The sequence below is a fragment of the Dactylosporangium sp. NPDC051541 genome (assembly GCF_044454505.1).
Lineage (GTDB): Bacteria > Actinomycetota > Actinomycetes > Mycobacteriales > Micromonosporaceae > Dactylosporangium.
Window position 1 is genome coordinate 247,874 of record NZ_JBITDU010000011.1, and the last position, 20,286, is coordinate 268,159.

The 20,286-nt window shown below is 70.6% G+C and carries 19 protein-coding genes; 2 read left to right on the forward strand and 17 right to left on the reverse strand.

Features of this window, described 5'->3' with window-relative positions:
* Positions 1 to 44: 44 nt before the first annotated feature.
* A complete protein-coding gene (locus ACIA8L_RS39460; RefSeq protein ID WP_395912708.1) occupies positions 45 to 494 on the forward strand; it encodes a DUF6328 family protein in 450 nt (149 codons plus the stop codon).
* Positions 495 to 586: 92 nt separating this feature from the next.
* Complete coding sequence (locus ACIA8L_RS39465) at positions 587 to 3,136, forward strand: glycoside hydrolase family 9 protein (protein WP_395912710.1); 2,550 nt, start codon at positions 587 to 589, stop codon at positions 3,134 to 3,136.
* Positions 3,137 to 3,139: 3 nt separating this feature from the next.
* Here the strand turns inward: ACIA8L_RS39465 and ACIA8L_RS39470 are convergent, their stop codons facing one another.
* The 17 genes from ACIA8L_RS39470 to pdxH all read right to left on the reverse strand — a co-directional run bounded on the left by ACIA8L_RS39470 (position 3,140) and on the right by pdxH (position 20,236).
* Positions 3,140 to 4,291 (reverse strand): VWA domain-containing protein, encoded by a 1,152-nt coding sequence (locus ACIA8L_RS39470; RefSeq protein ID WP_395912711.1) that lies wholly within the window; start codon positions 4,289 to 4,291, stop codon positions 3,140 to 3,142.
* Positions 4,263 to 5,123 (reverse strand): AAA family ATPase, encoded by an 861-nt coding sequence (locus tag ACIA8L_RS39475; protein ID WP_395912713.1) that lies wholly within the window; start codon positions 5,121 to 5,123, stop codon positions 4,263 to 4,265. Before ACIA8L_RS39475 ends, ACIA8L_RS39470 begins: the two co-directional genes overlap by 29 nt.
* Positions 5,120 to 5,980: an XdhC family protein gene (locus ACIA8L_RS39480; protein ID WP_395912714.1), complete on the reverse strand. Its 861-nt coding sequence runs from the start codon at positions 5,978 to 5,980 to the stop codon at positions 5,120 to 5,122. Before ACIA8L_RS39480 ends, ACIA8L_RS39475 begins: the two co-directional genes overlap by 4 nt.
* Positions 5,980 to 8,349 (reverse strand): aerobic carbon-monoxide dehydrogenase large subunit, encoded by a 2,370-nt coding sequence (locus ACIA8L_RS39485; protein WP_395912715.1) that lies wholly within the window; start codon positions 8,347 to 8,349, stop codon positions 5,980 to 5,982. Before ACIA8L_RS39485 ends, ACIA8L_RS39480 begins: the two co-directional genes overlap by 1 nt.
* A complete protein-coding gene (locus ACIA8L_RS39490; protein WP_395912717.1) occupies positions 8,346 to 8,816 on the reverse strand; it encodes a (2Fe-2S)-binding protein in 471 nt (156 codons plus the stop codon). Before ACIA8L_RS39490 ends, ACIA8L_RS39485 begins: the two co-directional genes overlap by 4 nt.
* A gap of 2 nt (positions 8,817 to 8,818) precedes the next feature.
* Positions 8,819 to 9,694 (reverse strand): FAD binding domain-containing protein, encoded by an 876-nt coding sequence (locus tag ACIA8L_RS39495; protein ID WP_395912718.1) that lies wholly within the window; start codon positions 9,692 to 9,694, stop codon positions 8,819 to 8,821.
* 79 nt (positions 9,695 to 9,773) lie between these two features.
* Positions 9,774 to 11,249, reverse strand: a complete 1,476-nt coding sequence (locus ACIA8L_RS39500) for a glycoside hydrolase family 3 protein (protein WP_395912720.1) — start codon at positions 11,247 to 11,249, stop codon at positions 9,774 to 9,776.
* A 99-nt stretch (positions 11,250 to 11,348) separates the two neighbouring features.
* A complete protein-coding gene (locus ACIA8L_RS39505; RefSeq protein ID WP_395912722.1) occupies positions 11,349 to 11,810 on the reverse strand; it encodes a DUF4442 domain-containing protein in 462 nt (153 codons plus the stop codon).
* Between the two features lie 59 nt (positions 11,811 to 11,869).
* On the reverse strand, positions 11,870 to 12,862 hold the full coding sequence (locus ACIA8L_RS39510; RefSeq protein WP_395912724.1) for a hypothetical protein: 993 nt from the start codon (positions 12,860 to 12,862) through the stop codon (positions 11,870 to 11,872).
* A 27-nt stretch (positions 12,863 to 12,889) separates the two neighbouring features.
* The gene (locus ACIA8L_RS39515) at positions 12,890 to 14,212 is read right to left on the reverse strand and encodes an ABC transporter ATP-binding protein (RefSeq protein WP_223099293.1); all 1,323 of its coding nucleotides are present in this window, start codon (positions 14,210 to 14,212) and stop codon (positions 12,890 to 12,892) included.
* Between the two features lie 158 nt (positions 14,213 to 14,370).
* Positions 14,371 to 15,150, reverse strand: coding sequence for a DUF4230 domain-containing protein (locus tag ACIA8L_RS39520; protein ID WP_395912726.1), 780 nt, complete (start codon positions 15,148 to 15,150; stop codon positions 14,371 to 14,373).
* 88 nt (positions 15,151 to 15,238) lie between these two features.
* Positions 15,239 to 16,414 (reverse strand): acyl-CoA dehydrogenase family protein, encoded by a 1,176-nt coding sequence (locus ACIA8L_RS39525; protein WP_395912728.1) that lies wholly within the window; start codon positions 16,412 to 16,414, stop codon positions 15,239 to 15,241.
* A gap of 16 nt (positions 16,415 to 16,430) precedes the next feature.
* Positions 16,431 to 16,721 (reverse strand): type II toxin-antitoxin system VapB family antitoxin, encoded by a 291-nt coding sequence (locus tag ACIA8L_RS39530; protein WP_395912730.1) that lies wholly within the window; start codon positions 16,719 to 16,721, stop codon positions 16,431 to 16,433.
* Positions 16,722 to 16,779: 58 nt separating this feature from the next.
* Positions 16,780 to 17,397, reverse strand: a complete 618-nt coding sequence (locus ACIA8L_RS39535; RefSeq protein WP_395912732.1) for a nitroreductase family protein — start codon at positions 17,395 to 17,397, stop codon at positions 16,780 to 16,782.
* An 18-nt stretch (positions 17,398 to 17,415) separates the two neighbouring features.
* Positions 17,416 to 18,351 (reverse strand): aldose 1-epimerase family protein, encoded by a 936-nt coding sequence (locus tag ACIA8L_RS39540; protein WP_395912734.1) that lies wholly within the window; start codon positions 18,349 to 18,351, stop codon positions 17,416 to 17,418.
* 17 nt (positions 18,352 to 18,368) lie between these two features.
* Positions 18,369 to 19,631: an MFS transporter gene (locus ACIA8L_RS39545; protein WP_395912736.1), complete on the reverse strand. Its 1,263-nt coding sequence runs from the start codon at positions 19,629 to 19,631 to the stop codon at positions 18,369 to 18,371.
* A complete protein-coding gene (gene pdxH, locus ACIA8L_RS39550; protein ID WP_395912737.1) occupies positions 19,628 to 20,236 on the reverse strand; it encodes a pyridoxamine 5'-phosphate oxidase in 609 nt (202 codons plus the stop codon). Before pdxH ends, ACIA8L_RS39545 begins: the two co-directional genes overlap by 4 nt.
* Positions 20,237 to 20,286 lie beyond the last annotated feature (50 nt).

Consider the following 20,286-nt stretch of genomic DNA (forward strand, 5'->3'; position numbering starts at 1 on the left):
ACCGCCAGGTTCATCTGGGTGAACAGTTGGGTAACTGGGCCCTTATGGCCGATCGCGACGAGACCCCGGATGAGCGGTTCGACCGGAACTGGAACGAGCTGCTGCAGGAGCTGCGGGTGGCCCAGACCGGCGTGCAGATCCTGTTCGCGTTCCTGCTGACGCTGCCGTTCAACCAGCGGTGGACCGCGGTGTCGGACACCCAGAAAGCCACCTATATCGCCACGCTCGTCTGCACGGCCATCGCCACTCTGTGCCTGATCGCGCCGGTGAGCCACCATCGCATTCTGTTCCGGCGCGGCCGCAAGAAGGAGCTGGTAGCGACCAGCTCCAATCTGGCCGGCGTCGGGCTGTTTTTTCTGTGGCTGTCGATCGTCGGCGCGGTCTTCCTGATCTTCGAAGTCGTCGTGGGCATGTCCTGGGCGATCGGCGTCGCGGCCGTGCTGGCTGCAGCTTTCATCGGGATCTGGTACATCCTGCCCATCATGAGGCGTTGAAGCGCTTCCGGTATTGACACCCCTGACGCCCTGCGGCAGCGTGGGAACGCTCCCATCGAGCGAGCACAACCTTCCGCCAAAAAGGGGTGTCTGTGCAGCGCAAATTAGCCATTGCCGTCGGCGCGGCGTTGCTTCTCTCGCCCGTCGCCGCTTCCTCCGCCAATGCGGCCGACCCGGCCGAACAAATCGTCAACGGTACCTTCGACAACGGCACCGATCCCTGGTGGTGGACCGGCAACTCGCCGGGTGCCGTGGTCGACGGCCGCCTATGCGCCAGCATTCCCGGGGGCACCACCAACCCGTGGGACGCCATCATCGGGCAGAACCAGATCCGGCTGCAGGCCGGTGAGTCCTACAAGCTGCAGTTCGACGCCAGCGCGAGCGTCCCGGTGACGGTCCGCGCGAACGTGCAGCTGGCCGACCCGCCCTACACCCAGGAGATCTCCGAGGCCCCGCAGCTCACGCCGGCCGCGCAGACCTTCAGCTACACCTTCACCGCAGCGGCCGACACCGCCGCCGGCCAGGTCGCGTTCCAGGTCGGCGGCAGTGCCGCGGCCTACACGTTCTGCGTCGACAACGTCTCGCTGCAAGGAGGGGCTCCGCCGCCCGTGTACGTGCCGGACACCGGACCGCGGGTGCGGGTCAACCAGGTCGGTTACCTCGCCAACGGCCCCAAGCAGGCCACCGTCGTGACCGAGGCGACCGCGGCCCTGCCGTGGCAGCTGAAGAACGCGGCCGGGACGGTCGTCGCGACCGGCAACACGACGCCGCGCGGGGTCGACGCCACGAGCGGGCAGAACGTGCAGACGGCCGACTTCTCGCAGTACAAGACCCAGGGCAAGGGCTTCACGCTGACGGCCGACGGCGAGACCAGCGTGCCGTTCGACATCGGTGCCAACGCCGCCTATGAGCAGCTGCGCACCGACGCCCTGTCGTGGTTCTACGTCCAGCGCAGCGGCATCGAGATCTCCGACGCCATCGCGCCGGGCTACGGTCGCAAGGCCGGGCACCTCGGGGTCGCGCCCAACCAGGGCGACACCGACGTGCCGTGCCAGGCCGGCGTGTGCGACTACCGCCTGGACGTGCGCGGCGGCTGGTACGACGCCGGCGACCACGGCAAGTACGTCGTCAACGGTGGCATCGCGGTGGCCCAGCTCATGAGCACCTTCGAGCGGTCCAAGGTCGCCTCGAGCGCCAAGCCCGGACAGCTCGCCGACGGCACGCTGCGCCTGCCCGAGCACGGCAACCAGGTGCCCGATGTGCTCGACGAGGCCCGCTGGGAGCTGGAGTTCCTGCTGCGCATGCAGGTCCCGGCCGGGCAGCCGCTGGCCGGCATGGCCCACCACAAGGTGCACGACCAGAACTGGACCGGCCTGCCGCTCGACCCGGCGGCCGACCCGCAGCCGCGTGAGCTGCACCCGCCGTCGACGGCGGCCACGCTGAACCTGGCGGCCACCGCGGCGCAGGGGGCACGGCTGTTCGCGCCCTACGACAAGGCGTTCGCGGCGAAGCTGCTGGCCGCGGCCAAGACCGCCTACGCGGCGGCGCTGGCCCACCCGGCGATCTACGCGCTGGTCAGCGACGGCAACGGCGGCGGCGCCTACGACGACGCCGACGTGACCGACGAGTTCTACTGGGCGGCGGCCGAGCTGTACATCAGCACGGGCGAGAAGGCCTACCGCGATGCCGTCACCGCGTCGAAGTGGCACACCGCGGACATCTTCAAGCCCGAGGGCTTCAGCTGGGGCTACACCGCGGCGCTGGGCCGGCTCGACCTGGCCACCGTCCCCAATGGACTGCCGGACCGCGACCGGGTCCGCAAGTCCGTCGTCGACGGCGCCAAGGCCTATCTGGCGACGGTGCGGGCCAACCCCTACGGCATCGCTTACGCGCCGGGCACCGGCAAGTATGAGTGGGGCTCCAACAGCGCCGTGCTCAACAACCTCGTCGTCATCGCCACCGCCTACGACCTGACCGGGTCGGGCGAGTTCCGCGACGGCGTGGTCAGCGGCATCGACTACATCCTCGGCCGCAACGCGCTGAACCAGTCCTACGTGACCGGCTTCGGCGAGCGCAACTCGCACAACCAGCACACCCGCATCTTCGCCCACCAGCTCAACGCGGCCCTGCCCAACCCGCCGTCCGGCTCCATCGCCGGCGGGCCGAACTCCAACCTGCAGGACCCGCTGGCGCAGAAGCTGCTGCAGAACTGCGCGCCGCAGTTCTGCTACGTGGATGACATCAACTCCTACTCCACCAACGAGATCGCCATCAACTGGAACTCGACGCTCTCGTGGGTCGCCTCGTTCCTGGCCGACCAGGGCGAGGGCGGCGCGCCGGCGGTGTCGGCGTGCTCGGTGCAGTACTCCACCGTGCTCAACCTCGGCGGCGTCTACATCGCCCAGGCCACGATCAAGAACACCGGCCGGCAGACGCTGAACGACGTGAAGGTGCGCTTCGCCTACACCGGCACGCAGAAGGTCGAGCTGGCGGTGAACGGCACGGCCACCCAGACGGCGGCCAACGTCGAGCTGGCGCCGCGCGACGCCCGGCTGAAGCCCGGTGAGCAGACCACGGTCCTGCTGGTCGGGACCGTCCCGTGGGGTCCGAACGCGGCCCCGGCCACGTTCCGCTGCGGTTAAGTTCTAAAAGATCAACGGCCCCTTGTTGGTACTGCCTGATAAGGCGTCCAGCAAGGGGCCGACCGCTTCCAGGGAGTGTCCACTGACGACGGCGTCGCAGTGGGGCCAGGCGGCCGCCATCCCGCCGACGAGCGGCCGGTAGCGCGGGCTCTGGGTGCGCGGGTTGACCCAGACGATCCGGTGGGCGAGCCGGCGCAGGCGGGCCAGCTCGACGCCGACCGGGGCCGGGTCGCCGGTCTCCCAGCCGTCGGACACGATGAGCACGACGGCCCCGCGGGCCAGGCCCCGGCGGCCGTATTCGTCGTTGAACCGCCGCAGCGCCGCCCCGATCCGCGTCCCGCCCGACCAGTCCGGCGCGGCCTGCCCGGCCCGCTGCAGCGCCGCGGCCGGAGTCGTGCGGCGGGCCAGCAGCCGGGTGAGGCGGGTAAGCCGGGTGGCGAACGTGAACACCTCGGCCCGGGACCCACCGGCCGCGCAGTACAACAGCTGGATCATGGCTCGTGCGTATGGCTCCATCGACCCGGAGATGTCGCACAGGACGACCAGGCGGCGGGGCTTCTCGCGGCTCATGCGGCGGGGCAGCTTCAGCGGCTCACCGCCGGTCCGGCGGGCTCGGCGCAGGGCGGAGCGCAGGTCGATCCGGCGCCCGTGCGCGGACCGGCGCCACCGTCGGCTGCGGCGGGGCGGGGTGGCGAACTTCAGCTTCCGCATGAGCCCGGCCAGCTGGTCGAGCTCGGCGTCGCTCAGCGTCGCGAAGTCGCGCGTGGCCAGGTGTTCGGCTCCGCTGCCGGTGACACCGACACGAACATCCCTCTGCGATTCTGATTTACCGGGAATGTCGGAAATGTTGAGGCTGGCGGCTCGAGTCGTGGGAAGGGCCCCGGACGCGTTCATGTCACCGCGGAACTCGGCGACGTCGCTGTAGCCACGGAACACCGCGTCGAACACGGAGTCCAGCACCGCGAAATGCCCCGGATCGGAGACCAGCGTCGCCCGGGCGCAGCGGTGCAGCTCGTCCACCGTCCGCGGGTCCAGCAGGACGATCGCCTGGGTGAAGCGGGACAAGCGGTCCGCGCCGACCGGCAGCCCGGCCCGGTGCAACGCCGCCGCGAACGCCGCGACCAGGTCAGCGAGCGATGTCGGCGAGAGCGGCACGGGCCGTCTCCTCGTCCTCGTGATACTTCAGCGCCGCCCCGAGCGTCAGCTCCGCCGAGGCCGCATCGAGCCGCAGCCCGAGCAGCTGCAGCGCGTTGGCCCAGGAGATCGCCTCAGCTACCCCGGGCGGCTTGACCAGATCCAGGGCCCGCAACCGGGAGACGGCCCCGGCGACCTCGGTGGCGAGGTAGTCGGCGGCGCCGGGCACGCGGCGGCGGATGATGGCGGCCACGCGGCTCTGGTCGGGGTAGCCGATCCAGTGGTACAGGCAGCGGCGCAGCAGCGCGTCGTGCAGGTCGCGGGTCCGGTTGGAGGTGAGGACCACGACCGGCGGGACCGTGGCGGTGCGGGTGCCGAGCTCGGGGATGGTGACCGCGCCCTCGGCCAGCAGCTCGAACAGGAACGCCTCGAACTCGTCGTCGGCCCGGTCGACCTCGTCGATGAGCAGCACGGCCGGCCGCGGCCCGGGGTGCTCGATGGCCGCCAGCAATGGCCGGCGCAGCAGGTACTCGGGCGCGAACAGGTCGGCCTCGCGCGGGGCCTCGCCGCGGGCCTCGGCGAGCCGGATGCCGAGGAGCTGGCGCGGGTAGTTCCACTCGTAGAGCGCCTCGGCCGCGCTCAGCCCCTCGTAGCACTGCAGCCGGATCAGCGGCGTGTCCAACGTGGACGCGAGCGCGGCCGCCGCGGCGGTCTTGCCGACCCCGGGCTCCCCCTCGAGCAGGATCGGCTGGCGCAGCCCCACGGCCAGGAACAGCGCGGTGCCCAGCGCCCGGTCGGCGAGGTAGCCCTGCCGATCCAGGCCGGCGACCAGCGCCTCGACGTCCTCGATCACAGATATCGGCCCGGGTTGTCGGCGAACGCGGCGCGGCAGCCGCTCCCGCAGAAGTAGTAGGTCTGCCCTTCGAAGACGTAGTGCAGCGCGTCCGGGACGATCGCCACGTCCATGTTGCAGACGGGGTCCTTGGCGCTGCTCGGTGCCGGCTTCGCGCGGGCGGTGCGCAGGGACAGCACTTCAGCGACGATGGACAGCGCTATCTCCGGCGCGGTCCGCGCGCCGATGTCCAGGCCGGCCGGGGCGTGAATCTCGGCCTCGGGCCGGTCGAGCTCGGCCAGGACCGCCGCCGCGCGCTTCCGGCTGGCCACGAGCGCGATGTAGGGGACGCCGACCTTGACCGCGGCCGCCAGGACCTCGAGCTCGTCACGCCCGTGGGAGGCGACCACGACCGCATCCGTGTCCGCGGGGATCGGCAGTTCGGTGGCGCGGCGGGCGTCCCAGCCCACGGACCCGGCCACGTCGACCAGGGCGCGGGCGACGGGCGCCTCGCCGTAGACGAAGACCAGCGGGGCCGGGATCATCGCCTCCAGGAAGATCTCCATCGTGCCGCCGGACAGGCACGGGTTGGCCACCGTCAGCAGGCCTTCGGCCCCCGGGCGGGCGTCCGGCTCGGCGTCCTCGGGAGTGATCCGCAGCAGCAGGGACTCCCCGGTCTCCAGCAGCCGCAGCCCCTGCAGGCGGACCGTCGTCTCGGCGCAGGTGCCGCCGACGAAGCCCTCGATCGTGCCGTCGGGCAGCACGAGGGCCCGGTCGCCGGCCTTGGCGCTGGTGGGGCGCTCGGCCCGCACCACCGTCGCGAAGACGAACGGGGTGCGGGCCGAACGGAGCTGATCGGCGCGAAGCAGCAGGTTCATCAGCTGATCGCGAGGTCGGTGCGGATGGGGTTGCCCTGCACGGCCCGCCAGACGTTGGACGGCGTGAGGGGCATGTCGGCGTGGCGCACCCCGAAGGGCTTGATCGCGTCGAGGACGGCGTTGACGACCGCCGCCGGGGAGCCGACCGTGGCCGACTCGCCGACACCCTTGGCCCCGATCGGGTGGTGCGGCGACGGGGTGACGGTCTCGCCGAGCTCCCACGAGGGGCACTCGAGGGCCGTCGGCAGCAGGTAGTCCATCAGCGAGGCGCCGAGGTGGTTGCCCTCCTCGTCGAAGGCCATGAGCTGCATCAGGGCCATGCCGATGCCGTCGGCGAGGCCGCCGTGGACCTGGCCCTCGACGATCATCGGGTTGATCCGGACCCCGCAGTCGTCGACCGCGATGAACCGGCGCACCTTCACCTGGCCGGTGGCCGGGTCGACGTCCACGACACAGATGTAGGCGCCGAACGGGTAGGTCAGGTTGGGCGGGTTGTAGACCGTCGTCGCGTCCAGGTGCCCCTCGACGCCCTCGGGCAGCTCGAGGCTGGAGTGGGCCGCCATCGCGATCTCCTGGATGGACTTGCCCTGGTCCGGGTCGCCCTTGACGAAGAACCGGCCCTTCTCCCACTCGAGGTCGTCCGGGGACACCTCGAGCATGGCCGAGGCCACGATCCGGGCGCGGTCGCGGACCTTGCGGGCCACGATCGCGGTGGCCGCGCCGCTCACCGGGGTCGACCGGCTTCCATAAGTACCCAGGCCGAATGGGGTTTGATCGGTGTCGCCGTGCACGACGTCGATGTCGTCGGGCGAGATGCCCAGCTCTTCGGCCACGATCTGGGCGAACGTCGTCTCGTGGCCCTGGCCCTGGGTCTGGACCGACAGCCGTAGGACGGCCTTGCCCGTCGGGTGCACGCGCAGCTCGGCGCCGTCGGCCATGCCGAGCCCGAGGATGTCCATGTGCTTGCGCGGTCCCGCGCCGACACCTTCGGTGAAGAAGCTCAGGCCGATGCCCATGTACTCGCCCCGCTCGAGCTTCTCCGCCTGTTCCTGCCGGAGCTGCTCGTAGCCGACCATGTCCATGGCCAGCCGGAGGGCCTTCGGATAGTCGCCGGAGTCGTACTCCCAGCCGGTGGGGGTCGTATACGGGAACTGCTCGGGCTTGAGCAGGTTCTTCATCCGCAGCTCGGCCGGGTCCATCTTCAGCTCGTAGGCCAGCACGTCGATCATGCGCTCGACGAGGTAGACGGCCTCGGTGATCCGGAACGAGCAGGCGTAGGCCACGCCGCCGGGGGCCTTGTTGGTGTAGACCCCGGTGACGTCGCAGAAGGCCGCCTCCAGGTCGTAGGAGCCGGTGAAGATGTGGAAGAAGCCGGCCGGGAACTTCGTCGGCTGGGCGGTGCCGTTGAACGCGCCATGGTCGGCGATGACCTTGACCCGCAGGCCCTTGATCTTGCCGTCCCGGGTCGCCGCGATCTCGCCGTGCATGTGGTAGTCGCGGGCGAACGCCGTGGAGGTCAGGTGCTCGTTGCGGTCCTCCATCCACTTGACCGGCTTGCCGGTGACGATCGAGCCGACGATCGCCAGCACGTAGCCGGGGTAGATGCCGACCTTGCCGCCGAAGCCGCCGCCGATGTCGGGCGAGATCACCCGGATCTTGTGCTCGGGCAGGCCGGCGACGAGCGCGTAGACCGTGCGGTGGGCGTGCGGGGCCTGTGTCGTCGAGTAGATGGTGAGCTTGCCGGTGACCTTGTCGAAGTCGGCGACCGCGCCGCAGGTCTCCAGCGGCGACGGGTGGACCCGCGGGTAGAGCACGTCCTCGGCCACGACGACCTCGGCCCCGGCGAAGACCGCGTCCGTCTTCTCCTTGTCGCCGGCGGTCCAGTCGAAGATGTGGTTGTCGGTCTTGCCCTCCTTGTCGTCCCGGATGACCGGGGCGCCCGGTGCGAGGGCCAGCTTGGCGTCGGCTACGACCGGCAGCGGCTCGTAGTCGACCTCGATGAGCTCCAGGGCGTCGCGCGCGATGTAGTGGTTGTCGGCGACGACGAACGCGACCTCCTGGTTCTGGAAGCGCACCTTGTCGGTCGCGAGGACGGCCTGCGTGTCGTAGGACAGCGTCGGCATCCAGGCCAGCTTCAGGGTTTCGAGGGTCGCACCGGTGATGACGGCCCTGACCCCGGGGAGCTGCTCGGCCGCGCCGGTGTCGATCGAGAGGATCTTCGCGTGCGCGTAGGGGCTGCGCAGGAACGCACCGTGCAGCATGCCGGGCAGGCGCACGTCGTCGACGTAGTTGCCGCGGCCCCGCACGAACCGCGCGTCTTCCTTGCGGTGCATACGCCCGAAGCCCATAGGGGTCTCTGTAACGGTCATGCCGGGCTCTTTTCCTGGGAAGCGGCCCACTGGATCGATCGGACGATGTTCTCGTATCCCGTGCAGCGACAGAGCTGGCCGGAGATCGCCTCCCGGATCTCGCCCTCGGACGGGTCGGGATTGCGGTCGAGCAACGCGCGGGCGGTGATCAACATGCCGGGGGTGCAGAAGCCGCACTGCAGTCCGTGGCATTGGACGAAGCCCTGTTGGACTGGGTCCAGCCCGTCCGGCTGCTCCAGGCCCTCGACGGTGCCGACCCGCTTGCCGTCGGCCATGACCGCGAGCACGGTGCACGACTTCACGGGCACGTCGTCCAGGGTCACGGTGCACACGCCGCAGTTGGAGGTGTCGCAGCCCCAGTGCGTGCCGGTGAGGCCGAGCTCGTTGCGCAGGAAGTGCACCAGCAGCAGGCGGGGCTCGACGTCACGGGTGTGCGCCTCGCCGTTGACGGTCACGGTGATCTGCATGCTCAGGCCTCCTGTCCTCTCGCACGAGCGGCCGCGGCGCGCAGCGCGCGCGTGGTCAGCTCCCCCGCGAGGTGGCGCTTGTAGTCGACCGGCCCGCGCTGGTCCGCGGTCGGGTTGGTGTGCTCGGCGGCGATCCGGCCGGCCTGGGCGAACGTCTCCTCGGTGGCGGGCTGACCCACCAAATACTCCTGGGCCTCGGCCGCCCGGAAGTGCTCGGCCCCGACCGCGGCCAGGCCGATCCCGGCCCGCTGCACGGTGTCGCCGTCCAGCCACACCGCGGCCCCGGCCGCCGCGACCGCCCAGTCCCCCACTCGGCGCTCGACCTTGCGGTAGGCGGACCCACCGCCCGGCCGGATCGGCACCCGGACCTCGGTGAGCAGCTCGCCCTCCTGTACGACGGTCTCGTAGGGGCCGACGTGGAACTCGGTCAGTGGCACGACCCGCTCGCCGGCCCGGCTGCGGACGACCACTGACGCGTCGACGGCGGCGAACGCGGCGGAGAGGTCCTCGGCCGGGTCGGCCTGGCAGAGCGACCCGCCGATGGTCCCGCGGTTGCGCACGAGCGGGTCGGCGATCACCTTCTCGGCGTCGGCGAAGATCCGGTAGTGCTCGCCGACCAGCCGGGACTCCAGCAGCTCGGCGTGCCGGGTGAGCGCACCGATCCGCAGCTCAGCGCCCTCGACCCGGATGTAGGACAGCTCGGTCACGTCGTTGATGTCGATGAGTGCGGTCGGCCGGGCCAGGCGCAGCTTCATCATCGGGATGAGGCTGTGCCCGCCGGCGATGACCCGGGCGTCCTCCCCGTGCTGCGCTAGCAGCTCCAGGGCCTGATCGACGCTCGTCGCCTTGGCGTATTCGAATGCGGCGGGAACTTGCATCGGCGCCTCCGGTTTTCCCCGCATCCTCGTCCTGGACGCGAAGAACAACAAGGGCGCGCCGAGAGCTCACGGAGAGTTCTCAGCGACCGGCCAGCAGCTCCGCCACGGCCCGCCCGGAAGCGGCGGTCGCGCCGAATGTCGCGATGTGCACGTCTCCCATCGGCGCGGCCGGGACGCCCATCTCGACGACGACCGCCTCCGGACGGACCGCCAGCGCGGCCTTCAACGCCTCGGTCATCCAGGCGTAGCGGTGCGGGTCGCGCACGACCAGGACGAGCGGGCGGCCCTGGGACGCCTCCAGGGCGGCGGGCAGGCCGTCGGCCGCGGAGAGGCGGGCGCCGGTCGTGGCCGGGACCAGCTCGGCCAGCGGTGCGAGGACCCCCCACGGCGTCTCGGCGGCGATGGCCATGTTGAGCTCGGGCTGGAACTCGAGCACGTACGGCGCGGCGGACAGCGGGAACCGGGCGTCCGGGGCCGAGATGCGCAGCGCGCGGCGGGCCGCGGAGAGGCCGACGGCGGCCGCGCGGGGGTCGGGGGTGCTCTTCGGGGCGGCGGCCGACCAGGCGGCCAGGCGGGCGACCCGGGCGGCCGCGTCGGCCAGGCGCTCCTCGGACAGCGCGCCGGCGACCACGGCGGCGCAGATCGCGTCGCGGAGCATGGTCGCGGTCTCCTCGTCGGCGTGCTCGCCGCCGACACAGACGGCATCGGCGCCGGCGGCCAGGGCCAGGACCGTGGCGTTGGCCAGCCCGTAGCGGCCGGCGACGGCCCGCATCTCGATGGCGTCGGTGACGATGAGGCCGTCGAAGCCCAGCTCGCCGCGTAAGAGGTCGGTCATGATCCGGCGGCTCAGGGTGGCCGGCAGGTCCGGGTCCAGCGACGGTACCCGCAGGTGGGCGCTCATCACCGCCCGCACTCCGGCGGCGATGGCGGCCCGGAACGGGACCAGCTCGATCGCGTCGAGCTCGGCCCGGCCGGCGTCGATCAGCGGGACGTCGAGGTGCGAGTCGACGCTGGTGTTGCCGTGGCCGGGGAAGTGCTTGGCGCACGCGGCGACGCCCGCCGCCTGCAGCCCGGCGATCCAGGCGGCGGTGTGCCGGGCGACCCGCTCGGGCTCGGCGCCGAACGCGCGGGAGCCGATGACCGGGTTGCCGGGGTCGTTGTTGACGTCCGCGTCGGGGGCGTAGTCGAACGTGACGCCGGCCGCGGCCAGGTCGCGGCCGATGTGCCCGGCGACCTCCCGGGTCAGGGCGGGGTCGTCGATCGCGCCGAGCGCCAGGTTGCCGGGCCAGGGGCTGCCGGTGTGCGCGTCGATGCGGGTGACGTCGCCGGCCTCCTCGTCGATCGCGACGATGACGTCCGGCCGCTCCGCCCGCAGACCGGCGGTGAGCTCGGCGACCTGGTCGCGGTCGACCACGTTACGGGCGTAAAGCGCGACGCCGCCCAGCCCTTCGGCGAGGCGGCGACGTAGCCACGGTGGCGGCTCCTTGCCTACGAATCCCGGCTGCAGCACGGCATTCGCCATGCCGGCCAGATCGACCCCCGTGCCAGCTTCCATGCCTGTGACCACCCCTTCGTCTGGCGAAAATGGTCACATCACCACTGAGTAATAGTCAAGAAACCTTCCAGTAGTTAACAGGTAAGTACCAGGCCGCAGTCACCCGTGCGGGCGGATCGTCCACACGACCGTCATCGTGGTGGTGACAGCGCCGTCGCCCCGGGTGATCTCGATGTGCACGGGGAACTCGGGGCGGTCGCCGGCGGTCAGCTCGGTCACGACCTCCGCCATCGGGCGGCCCAGGGTGGCGGTGGCCCGGACGGGGCCGCGGGCCAGCTTGGCGTAGGCGATGTCGGAGCGCACCGCGAGTGGCGTGCCCAGGTGGAGGTAAGGCCCGAATGCGCCCATCACCACGGCGCCGGACGCGGTCTCACCGAGCGCGAACAGGGCGCCGGCGTGCGGCCCGGCGACGTGGTTGTGGAGCCGCTCCTCGTCCGGCAGGGTGGCCACCGCCCGGACCTGGTCGGCGCCCAGGTCCAGGTCGGTGATCTCGATGCCGAGCGTGCGGGCGAACGGTACGGCCGCGATGAGGCCTTCGGCGATCGCTTTCGTATCAGTCATGCCCCGGATGTTACCGGCGAGTAGGGCCGGTGGAGCTCAGCGAGTAGGGCGTTTGCGACTCAGGTGAACAGGCGACCGATCGAGCGGACGATCTCGACGTAGAAGTTGCCCTCGATCTTGCGGAAGATCTCGAACGGCTCGTCCGGCGAGCCGAAGAACGGCCGCAACGTCCACGCCAGCTGCGTGCCGACGAAGCCGAACAGCAGGATCCAGACGTTGAGCAGCGCCATGCTGGCCGGCCGCTCCCCCGGCGCCAACTGCTCCTGGCGCTGCGGCAACGGGCGCGGGGCCAGCTGCGGCATCATCACCGGGTACATCGGCCGGCCGTCGGGCGCGACCATCACCGGCGCGGGTGCCGGTGCGGGCGCCACGATGGTGGAGACCAGGCCGTTGGGGGCCGGAGCCGCGGCGGGCACTCCGGAGACGGGCGAAACGGGCTCCACCGCCCCCTCAGCGGGGGCATCCGGGGCCGAGAGCGCGGCCAGGGCGGCCGCCTCCTCGCGGTCCTTGCGCTCCTGCTCCTGCCGCCGGGCCAGGGCCAGGGCCGTGGTGTGCTCGTTGAGCGCCCGCATGCCGCTGGTCAGGAAGCGCAGACCCACGAAGGCGGTCAGGGCCAGGATCGCGACGTTGAGCACCTTGTAGAAGTCGTAGCTGTACGCGGTGATCAGGAAGAACAGGCTGATCGGCGCGAACGCCAGTGAGAGCACCGACATGACGGTGATCGTGACCATCACCAGCGACAGTGCCTGCTTCACCTGCAGCCGGGCCCCGAAGACCAGGTTGAACAGGTAGAGCGTCGGCAGGCAGATCGCCAGTGTGGCCAGGAACAGCAGGGGGAGCTTGACCGCCGAGAGCCCCGCCATCGCGACGCTGTGGGATGCGCCGAGTACAGCTCCGTAGCAGGCCAGGGCCACCACGGAGCTGTACAGCATCTGCCTCGTCAGCTTGCCGAGCTCGCGCTCTTCACCGATCTGTCGCCAGATCCCGTCGCGGTCACGCAGGATCCGCTCGATGATGAGCAGTCCGGAACTGGATTCGCCATAGGCTGCCATCGGCGCAGGCTAAGTGATGCCTGTCACTTAGCGCCACCCCACGTCGATACGTTGTCCTCTTTCGTCGAAAAAGTGCAGAGCTTCCATTCGCACAGCGACGGTCAAGGGGTGACCGTGTGTGACATTCGGGTAGGGCGCCAGGCGCACGGCGAGCTCCGCCGGGCGTCGGTGGTGCCGGCCCGGGTCGCTCAGGACGCTCTCCCGGTTCTGCGGGCGGCGCTGCGTGCCGCCGCGGCCGTTGACGCCGGCCCCGACGAGCTCGTCCTCGCCGCCGCGGCCGGTGAGCTTGCTGACGAACCGCTTCAGGCCGCCACCGTTGATCGGCACGTCCGTCGGCGGCTTGCCGATCTCGTCGACGATGACCGCGGTCGCGCCGATGTCGAGGAACGCCAGCGACTCGTGCCCGTGGTGCTCCAGGTAGCGGATGCGGCCCCGCAGCACGTCACCCGTGGTCGAGTCCGGCACCGGGGTCAACGCCTCCGCCCGCACCCCGATGACGATGCGCTCGCCGTGGAAGTGCGCGACCTGGCGCGAGCGCAGGTCGTTCCACGGCAGGTGCAGCACCTGGTCGCCCATGTGCAGCGCGATGTGGCGGTCGAGGTGGACATACACCTCGGCCTCGAGCAGGTTCATCCGCGGGCTGCCCAGGAAGGCGGCCACGTAGAGCGTCGCCGGCCGCCCGTAGACCTGCGTCGGCGTGCCCACGTCCTGCAGGACGCCCTTGCGCAGGATCGCGACCCGGTCGGCCATGGTGAGCGCCTCGGCCTGGTCGTGCGTCACGTAGATGGTCGTGACGCCCAGCTCCCGCACCAGGCCCGAGATCTCGGCCCGCAGCTCGGCCCGCAGCCCACTGTCCAGGTTGGACAGCGGCTCGTCCATCAGGAACAGCTTCGGCCGCCGCACGATGGCGCGCCCCATCGCGACCCGCTGCCGCTGGCCACCGGAGAGCTGCCCGGGCTTGCGCGCGAGCACGTCACCGATGCCCAGTGCGCTGGCCACCTCGGCCACCTGCTCCGCCCGTGGCTCCGGCTCGATGCCGGACAGCCGCAGCGGGAAGCCGATGTTCTCGCCGACCGTCATGTGCGGATAGAGGGCGAAGTCCTGGAAGACCATCGCGACCCCCCGCTCCCGCGGCGGCAGGTCGTTGGCCAGTTCTCCGTCCATGATGATCGCGCCCGAGGTGGGGTCCTCGAGCCCGGCCACCATGCGCAGCAGCGTCGACTTGCCGCAGCCGCTGGGTCCGAGCAGGACCATGAACTCGCCCTGCCCGACATCCAGGTTCACCCTGTCGACGGCTACCGTGCCGTCGGCAAAAACCTTCATCACATCTTTGAGTGCGACGGTAGCCACCGTCACCTCCACCCCAGGTCAGCGTTCGCGGTTCGGCCAGTTACCCCGAGTCAAATACTGTGATGAGGCACACGCAAGTTGGTCCATCGGGTAAATGACCAGTGTTCGCCGCGTTACTGCGTGACTACTGAGGCGCAAGATCCCTGCTCAAGGCTCTGTCAGCCGGCGGGAAAATTCACGGTGACCGAAGTGTAGCCCAGGGCTGTGAGAAACTGCTGCAGCATCTTGCGGGTGTTGTCCTCGGCCCGCTTCTGCAGCCCGGCGTCCTTGGCCGCGTCGCCGATCTTCTGCTCGGAGAGCTTGTAGACCTCCTGGAGCCGGTTGGGGTCGGAGCTGAAAGCGTCGCCGATCCGGTTGAAGACGCCGCGCTCCTCCGAGTAGACGTAGCTCTTGTCGTTGTCGATCCGCACCGGCCGCAGCTGCGGCGCCGGCAGGTTGATCTCGGCCGAGCGGCGGTCGTCGGACTCCTTGACGGCACCCTGCCCGATGGCGGAGAAATCGACGTAAACCTCCACCGATCCGGCCGCGACGAACAGAATGCGCTCATTGAGCAGGAAGTCCGGAATGTACTTACGGTCCTTCTGCACGTCGACGATGACCTGGAAGTTGCCCTCGGCCGCGACGAACTGGTTGAGGTCCTGCACGGACTTGAGCAGCGCCGGGCCGGAGCGGTCGGTCTGCTCCTGGGCGAACGGGTTCTTCAGGCCGGGGAACAGCCCGATCGTCTTGGCGCCCAGCACGAGCGCGACGACCAGGCCGATCGCGGCGACGAGCCAGAACAGCCCGCGCATCGCGCCGCCGCCCTGCTTCACGATCACCGGCTGGGGCGGCTCGGTGCTCTTGCGGCTGTCGATCGGGTCACCGATCCGCAGATCGCTTCCAGGACCCGAGGTGATCTCCGGGTACTCGGAGGTCTTCGACTCGTTATTGTCGGCCATCGCTGACTCCTGGTTGCGGAGGATCTACCTACTGACAACGTTAAGGGTGTCAGTAAAGCCCCGCGAGTCGATCAGTCCCCGCGGTTTGTCATGCGAACGCGGCGAGCCCGGTGAGTCTTTGGCCGATGACCAGCTGGTGGATCTCCGACGTGCCCTCGTATGTGAGGACCGTCTCAAGGTTGGCGGCGTGGCGCATGATCGGATACTCGGCGCTGATGCCGTTGGCGCCCAGGATCGTGCGGCACTGGCGGGCGATCGCGAGGGCCTCGCGGACGTTGTTGAGCTTGCCCACGCTGACCTGCTCGGGGCGCAGCCGGCCGGCGTCGGCCAGGCGGCCCAGGTGCAGGGCGAGGAGGTAGCCCTTCTGCAGCTCCACCGCCGCGTCGGCCAGCTTCGCCTGGGTCAGCTGGAACCCGGCGATCGGCCGCCCGAACTGCTCCCGCGCCCCGGCGTAGTCCAGCGCCGTGTGGAGGCTGTCGCGGGCGGCCCCCAGCGCCCCCCAGACGATGCCGTAGCGGGCCTCGGTAAGGCAGGACAGCGGCGCCTTCAGACCCCGCGCCAGGGGCAGCTGGGCCGCGGCCGGCAGCCGGACCTCGTCGAGGAAGATCTGCCCGGTGCAGGAGGCCCGGAGCGAGAGCTTGTGGTGGACCTCGCGGGCGCTGAAGCCGGGAGTTTCGGTGGGTACCGCGAAGCCGCTGATCCCGTCGTCAGTACGTGCCCAGATGACCGCCACATCCGCGACCGGGGCGTTGGTGATCCACATCTTGCCGCCGGAGAGCACCCAGTCGTCGCCGTCGCGCCGGGCCCGGGTCGTCATCGCGGCCGGGTCGGAGCCGTGGTCGGGCTCGGTCAGCCCGAAGCAGCCGATCGCGTCGCCGGCCGCCATCCGGGGCAGCCACTCGGCCTTCTGCTCGTCGGAGCCGTACTTCCAGATCGCGAACATGGCGAGGGAGCCCTGCACCGACACCAGGCTGCGCACGCCGGAGTCGCCGGCCTCGAGCTCCAGGCAGGCCAGGCCGTAGGCCACCGCGCTCGCCCCGGCGCATCCGTAGCCCTCCAGATGCATGCCGAGCAGCCCGACTTTGGCGAGCTCCGTGGCCAGCTCGCGGACGGGCACGGTGCCCCGCTCGTACCACTCGGCGACATTGGGCCGGACATGGTCGTCCACGATCTGTCGCACGACGCCCCGGATCGCCAGCTCCTCCTCGGAGTGCAGGCCGTCGAGGTCGAGCAGGTCCAGGGGGCGCTCCGGCGTCGTCGTCACGCCCCCAGAATATGCACTATGCCTGCAGAACTCGGGCGTGGATCGAGGTGCGTTGCTGCAATGCGGCCCGGAGCGCGCGGTGCAGCCCGTCCTCCAGGTAGAGCCCGCCGTCCCACTGCACGACGTGCGGGAACAGGTCGCCGTAGAACGTCGAGTCCTCGGCGAGCAGGTGGTCGAGCTTGAGCTCGCGCTTGGTGGTGATGAGCTGGTCGAGCCGCACCGGCCGCGGCGGAATCTCGGACCACTGCTTCAGCGTCAGCCCATGCTCCGGATACGGCCGACCGTCTTTGACCGCCTTGAAGATCATGAACGTGTCACCCCCCTGACGGTTGTCAGGGTACCGACTGGGTGCGACAAGATTTGTGTCACGAGTCGGCTCGGTTACCCCAATTGCCGCGATGCGTAACAGTGGGTGATTCCCGCCGGCCCCGTTTGAGTGATGGGGAGCGCTTGTCCTGGGCGCGGTACCCGATGGTCATGGCCCCGATCGGGGTGTAGGCGTCCGGGACGCCGAACTCGGCCCGGAACTGCGGGATGCGGTCCGGCGTGATGCCGAAGAAGCACGCGCCGAGGCCCTCGTCGACCGCTCCGAGCAGCACCAGCAGGCTCGCCATCCCGGTGTCGATGTGCCAGTAGGGCACCGGCCACCGGGCCTCGTCGCGGTCCGTCCAGCCCTTGTCGGACTGGGCGTAGCGGTCGAGGTAGGCGTCCCGGTGGCTCAGCGCCACGACGATGACGGGGGCCTTGGTCATGCCCGCCATCCACGAGCCGGGGAGCTCCTCCTCCGGGGCGGTGGCGGTCCAGAAGCGCTCGACGTCGGCCGGCGTGTCCAGCAGCAGGAACTCCCAGCCCTGGGAGAAGCCCGCCGACGGGGCATGCGTGGCGTAGCCGAGCAGCTTCTCGACGGTCTCCGCCGGCACCGGACGGTCGGGGTCGTAGTTGCGCACCATCCGCCGCCGGCGGATCACCTCGGAAAGTTCCACCGGGAAAGACTAGATCTTTCAGTGGGCGCGGATGCCCCACGTGCCGCGCCAGGTCGTGCCGGGCTCGAGGACGATGACGTCGCGGCCGGAGCGGAAGGCGTCCGGCGGGCAGGTCATCGGCTCGATGGCGAGGGCCTTGCGCAGCCGCTCGGGGGGCAGGGTGTCGGAGGAGTACACCTGCCACCACGAGAAGGCGGAGTCGGCCCAGACGGTCACCCCGCGCCCGTCGGGGGCGGAGACGTCGATCTGGGAGCCGCCCTCGGCGTTGGTGTCCACCTCGCCGAAGGCGGTGTCCAGGACGGTCCCGCCGAGCCGCCGGCCGTCGACGAAGTCGAACTCGGTGCCGGTCACCGGGGCCGCGCCGATCGGCAGGAGCCGGACGTCGACGAGCACGCGGCTGTGGGCCGGCACGCGCAGGGTCAGGTCGTCCACGGGCACGCCGGGCACGAGGACGTAGGGGTGCGTGGCCAGGCCGAACGGGACGGGGGTGCCGCCGGTGTTGGTCACCTCGTGCTCGGCCTTGAGCCCGGCCGCGCCGACCGACCAGCGGGTCTGCAGCCGCAGCGGCCACGGGTAGCCGGCCTGCGGGACCAGGTCGTGCGCGACGGTGATGCTGTCCTCGGTCGCGTCGACGGCGGTCCAGCGGACCCAGTTGACCAGGCCGTGGATGGCGTTGTGGCGGTCCGGTTCGGTCAGCGGCAGCTGCTGGTGCTCGCCGCCGAACGTGTATTGCCCGTCGCGGATGCGGTTGGGCCACGGTGCCAGGACGTGCCCGGCCGACCCGATCGCGTGCTCGTGCTCCTCGTAGCCGGAGACGACGTCGCGCCCGTCAGCGGTGAACGTGCGCACGCCTCCGCCCACCTCGACGATGACGGCCTCTTGGCCGCCGGAGCGAATCGTCCACTGTGTACCGGAGGGCGCATGTTTGAGCTGCGCGGCGGCGGCTGTTTCCATGGTCAGTGACAATATCGTCACTGTGTCGTGTCGGTGTAGCGAAGGAGCACCGGGAACGCGGCCGCGAGCAGCACGGCGACGACCGCGGCGGCGATTCCACCGGCCACCCACGAGAAGGTCGCGCCCGTCCAGTCGGCCACCGAGCCGGCCCGAAGGTCACCGAGACGTGGACCTCCGGCCACGACGGCGAAGAAGACACCCTGCAACCGGCCCCGCATCGCGTCCGGCGCGCCGAGGAGCACCGTCTGGCGGTACACCCCGCTGATCATGTCGGCCGCCCCCGCCAAGGCCATGAAAGCTACACACGCCCACAGCCACGGCACGGCGCCGGCGGCCGCGACCGCGAGCCCCCAGCCGACGACGGCGCCGACGAGCGCGACGCCCCGCCGGTGCACCCGGTTGATCCAGCCCGAGGTCAGTCCGGCCAGCACGGCGCCGATCGCGATGGACGAGTACAGCCAGCCCAGCGACGACTCCCCGAAGCGCTGGTCGGCCACGACCGGGAACAGCGCCTTGGGCATGGCCAGCACCATCGCCGCGATGTCGATGGCGAACGTGAGCAGGATCAGCCGGTGCCCGGCCAGGAAGCGCAGGCCGATGCCGATGTCGCGCAGGCCGGCCGCCTGCTTCTCGCCGGTCGGGGGCAGGGCGGGCAGGCGCAGCGTGGCCCAGAGCACAACGGTGAACATGACGGCGTCGACGGCATAGGCGGCCGGGAAGCCGAACGCGGGGATGACCAGGCCGGCGCCGACCGGGCCGCCGATCGCGGCCGCGTTGGAGATGGTGAAGCCCAGAGTGTTGGCCGAGGCCACCTCCTCCGGGCCGACCAGCGACGGGATGATGGCCTGCCGGACCGGGCTGTTGACGCCGAACGCGGCCGACTGGGCGGCGATGAGCCCGAGCATCAGCCAGGCGTTGTTCAGGTGCAGCACGGCCTGGACGAGCAGGCCCAGCGTGGTCAGCCACATCAGCGTAGAGCTGGTCAGCAGCACCTTGCGCCGGTCATAGGCGTCGGCGATCGCGCCGCCCCAGATCGAGAACACGATCAGCGGGACCAGGCCGACGAAGCTGGCGATGCCGACCCAGAGCGCGGACTTCGTGATGGCGTAGACCTGCACGGGTACCGCCACCGCAGTGAACTGCACCCCGAAGAAGGACACGGCGTTGCCGATGAAGATTCGGCGGTACGCGTGGTGGCGCAACGGCCGCACGTCGATGGCGTGGCGGCGCAGCCAGCCTTTCGGCTCTTCTGGCCGCGCCTCGTCCTCGACCGCCGTCACGGTGCCAGCCGCTCGATCTTGCCGGTCGCGGTGTAGCGCAGCCGGTCGTGCAGCCGGTTGAGTCGGCCCTGCCAGAACTCGACCTCGTCCGGCTCGACCCGGAACCCGCCCCAGTGCGGCGGGGGCTCGATGGTGCCGTCGCCGAAGCGCCGCTCGGCCGCTTCGAGGCGCCCCTCGATGTCGGCCCGGCTCTCGATCACGGTCGACTGCGGGCTGGCCCAGGCGCCGAGCTGGGCGCCGCGGGGCCGCACCGCGAAGTACTCCTCGGTCTCCTCCCGCGCCACCTTCGACACCGAGCCGCTCACGATGACCTGGCGTTTGAGGTGGTACCAGGGGAAGACGAGCGTGGCCCGCGGGTTCTCGGCCAGGTCCTGCCCTTTATGGGACTGATAGTTGGTGAAGAACGTGAATCCGCGCTGGTCATAGCCCTTGAGCAGCACCGTGCGGGCGGATGGGCGGCCGTCGGCGGAGGCGGTCGCCAGGAGCATCGCGTTGGGTTCGGGCAGTCCGGCGTCCATCGCGTCGGCGAACCAGGTGGCGAACTGGTCGAGCCAGTTGTCGGCGAGGGTCGCTTCATCGATCTCGCCCGAATACTCGGTGCGCATGCGTGACAAATCTTGCGGCGATGTGCTGGGTCTCACGCTCACATCCTTCC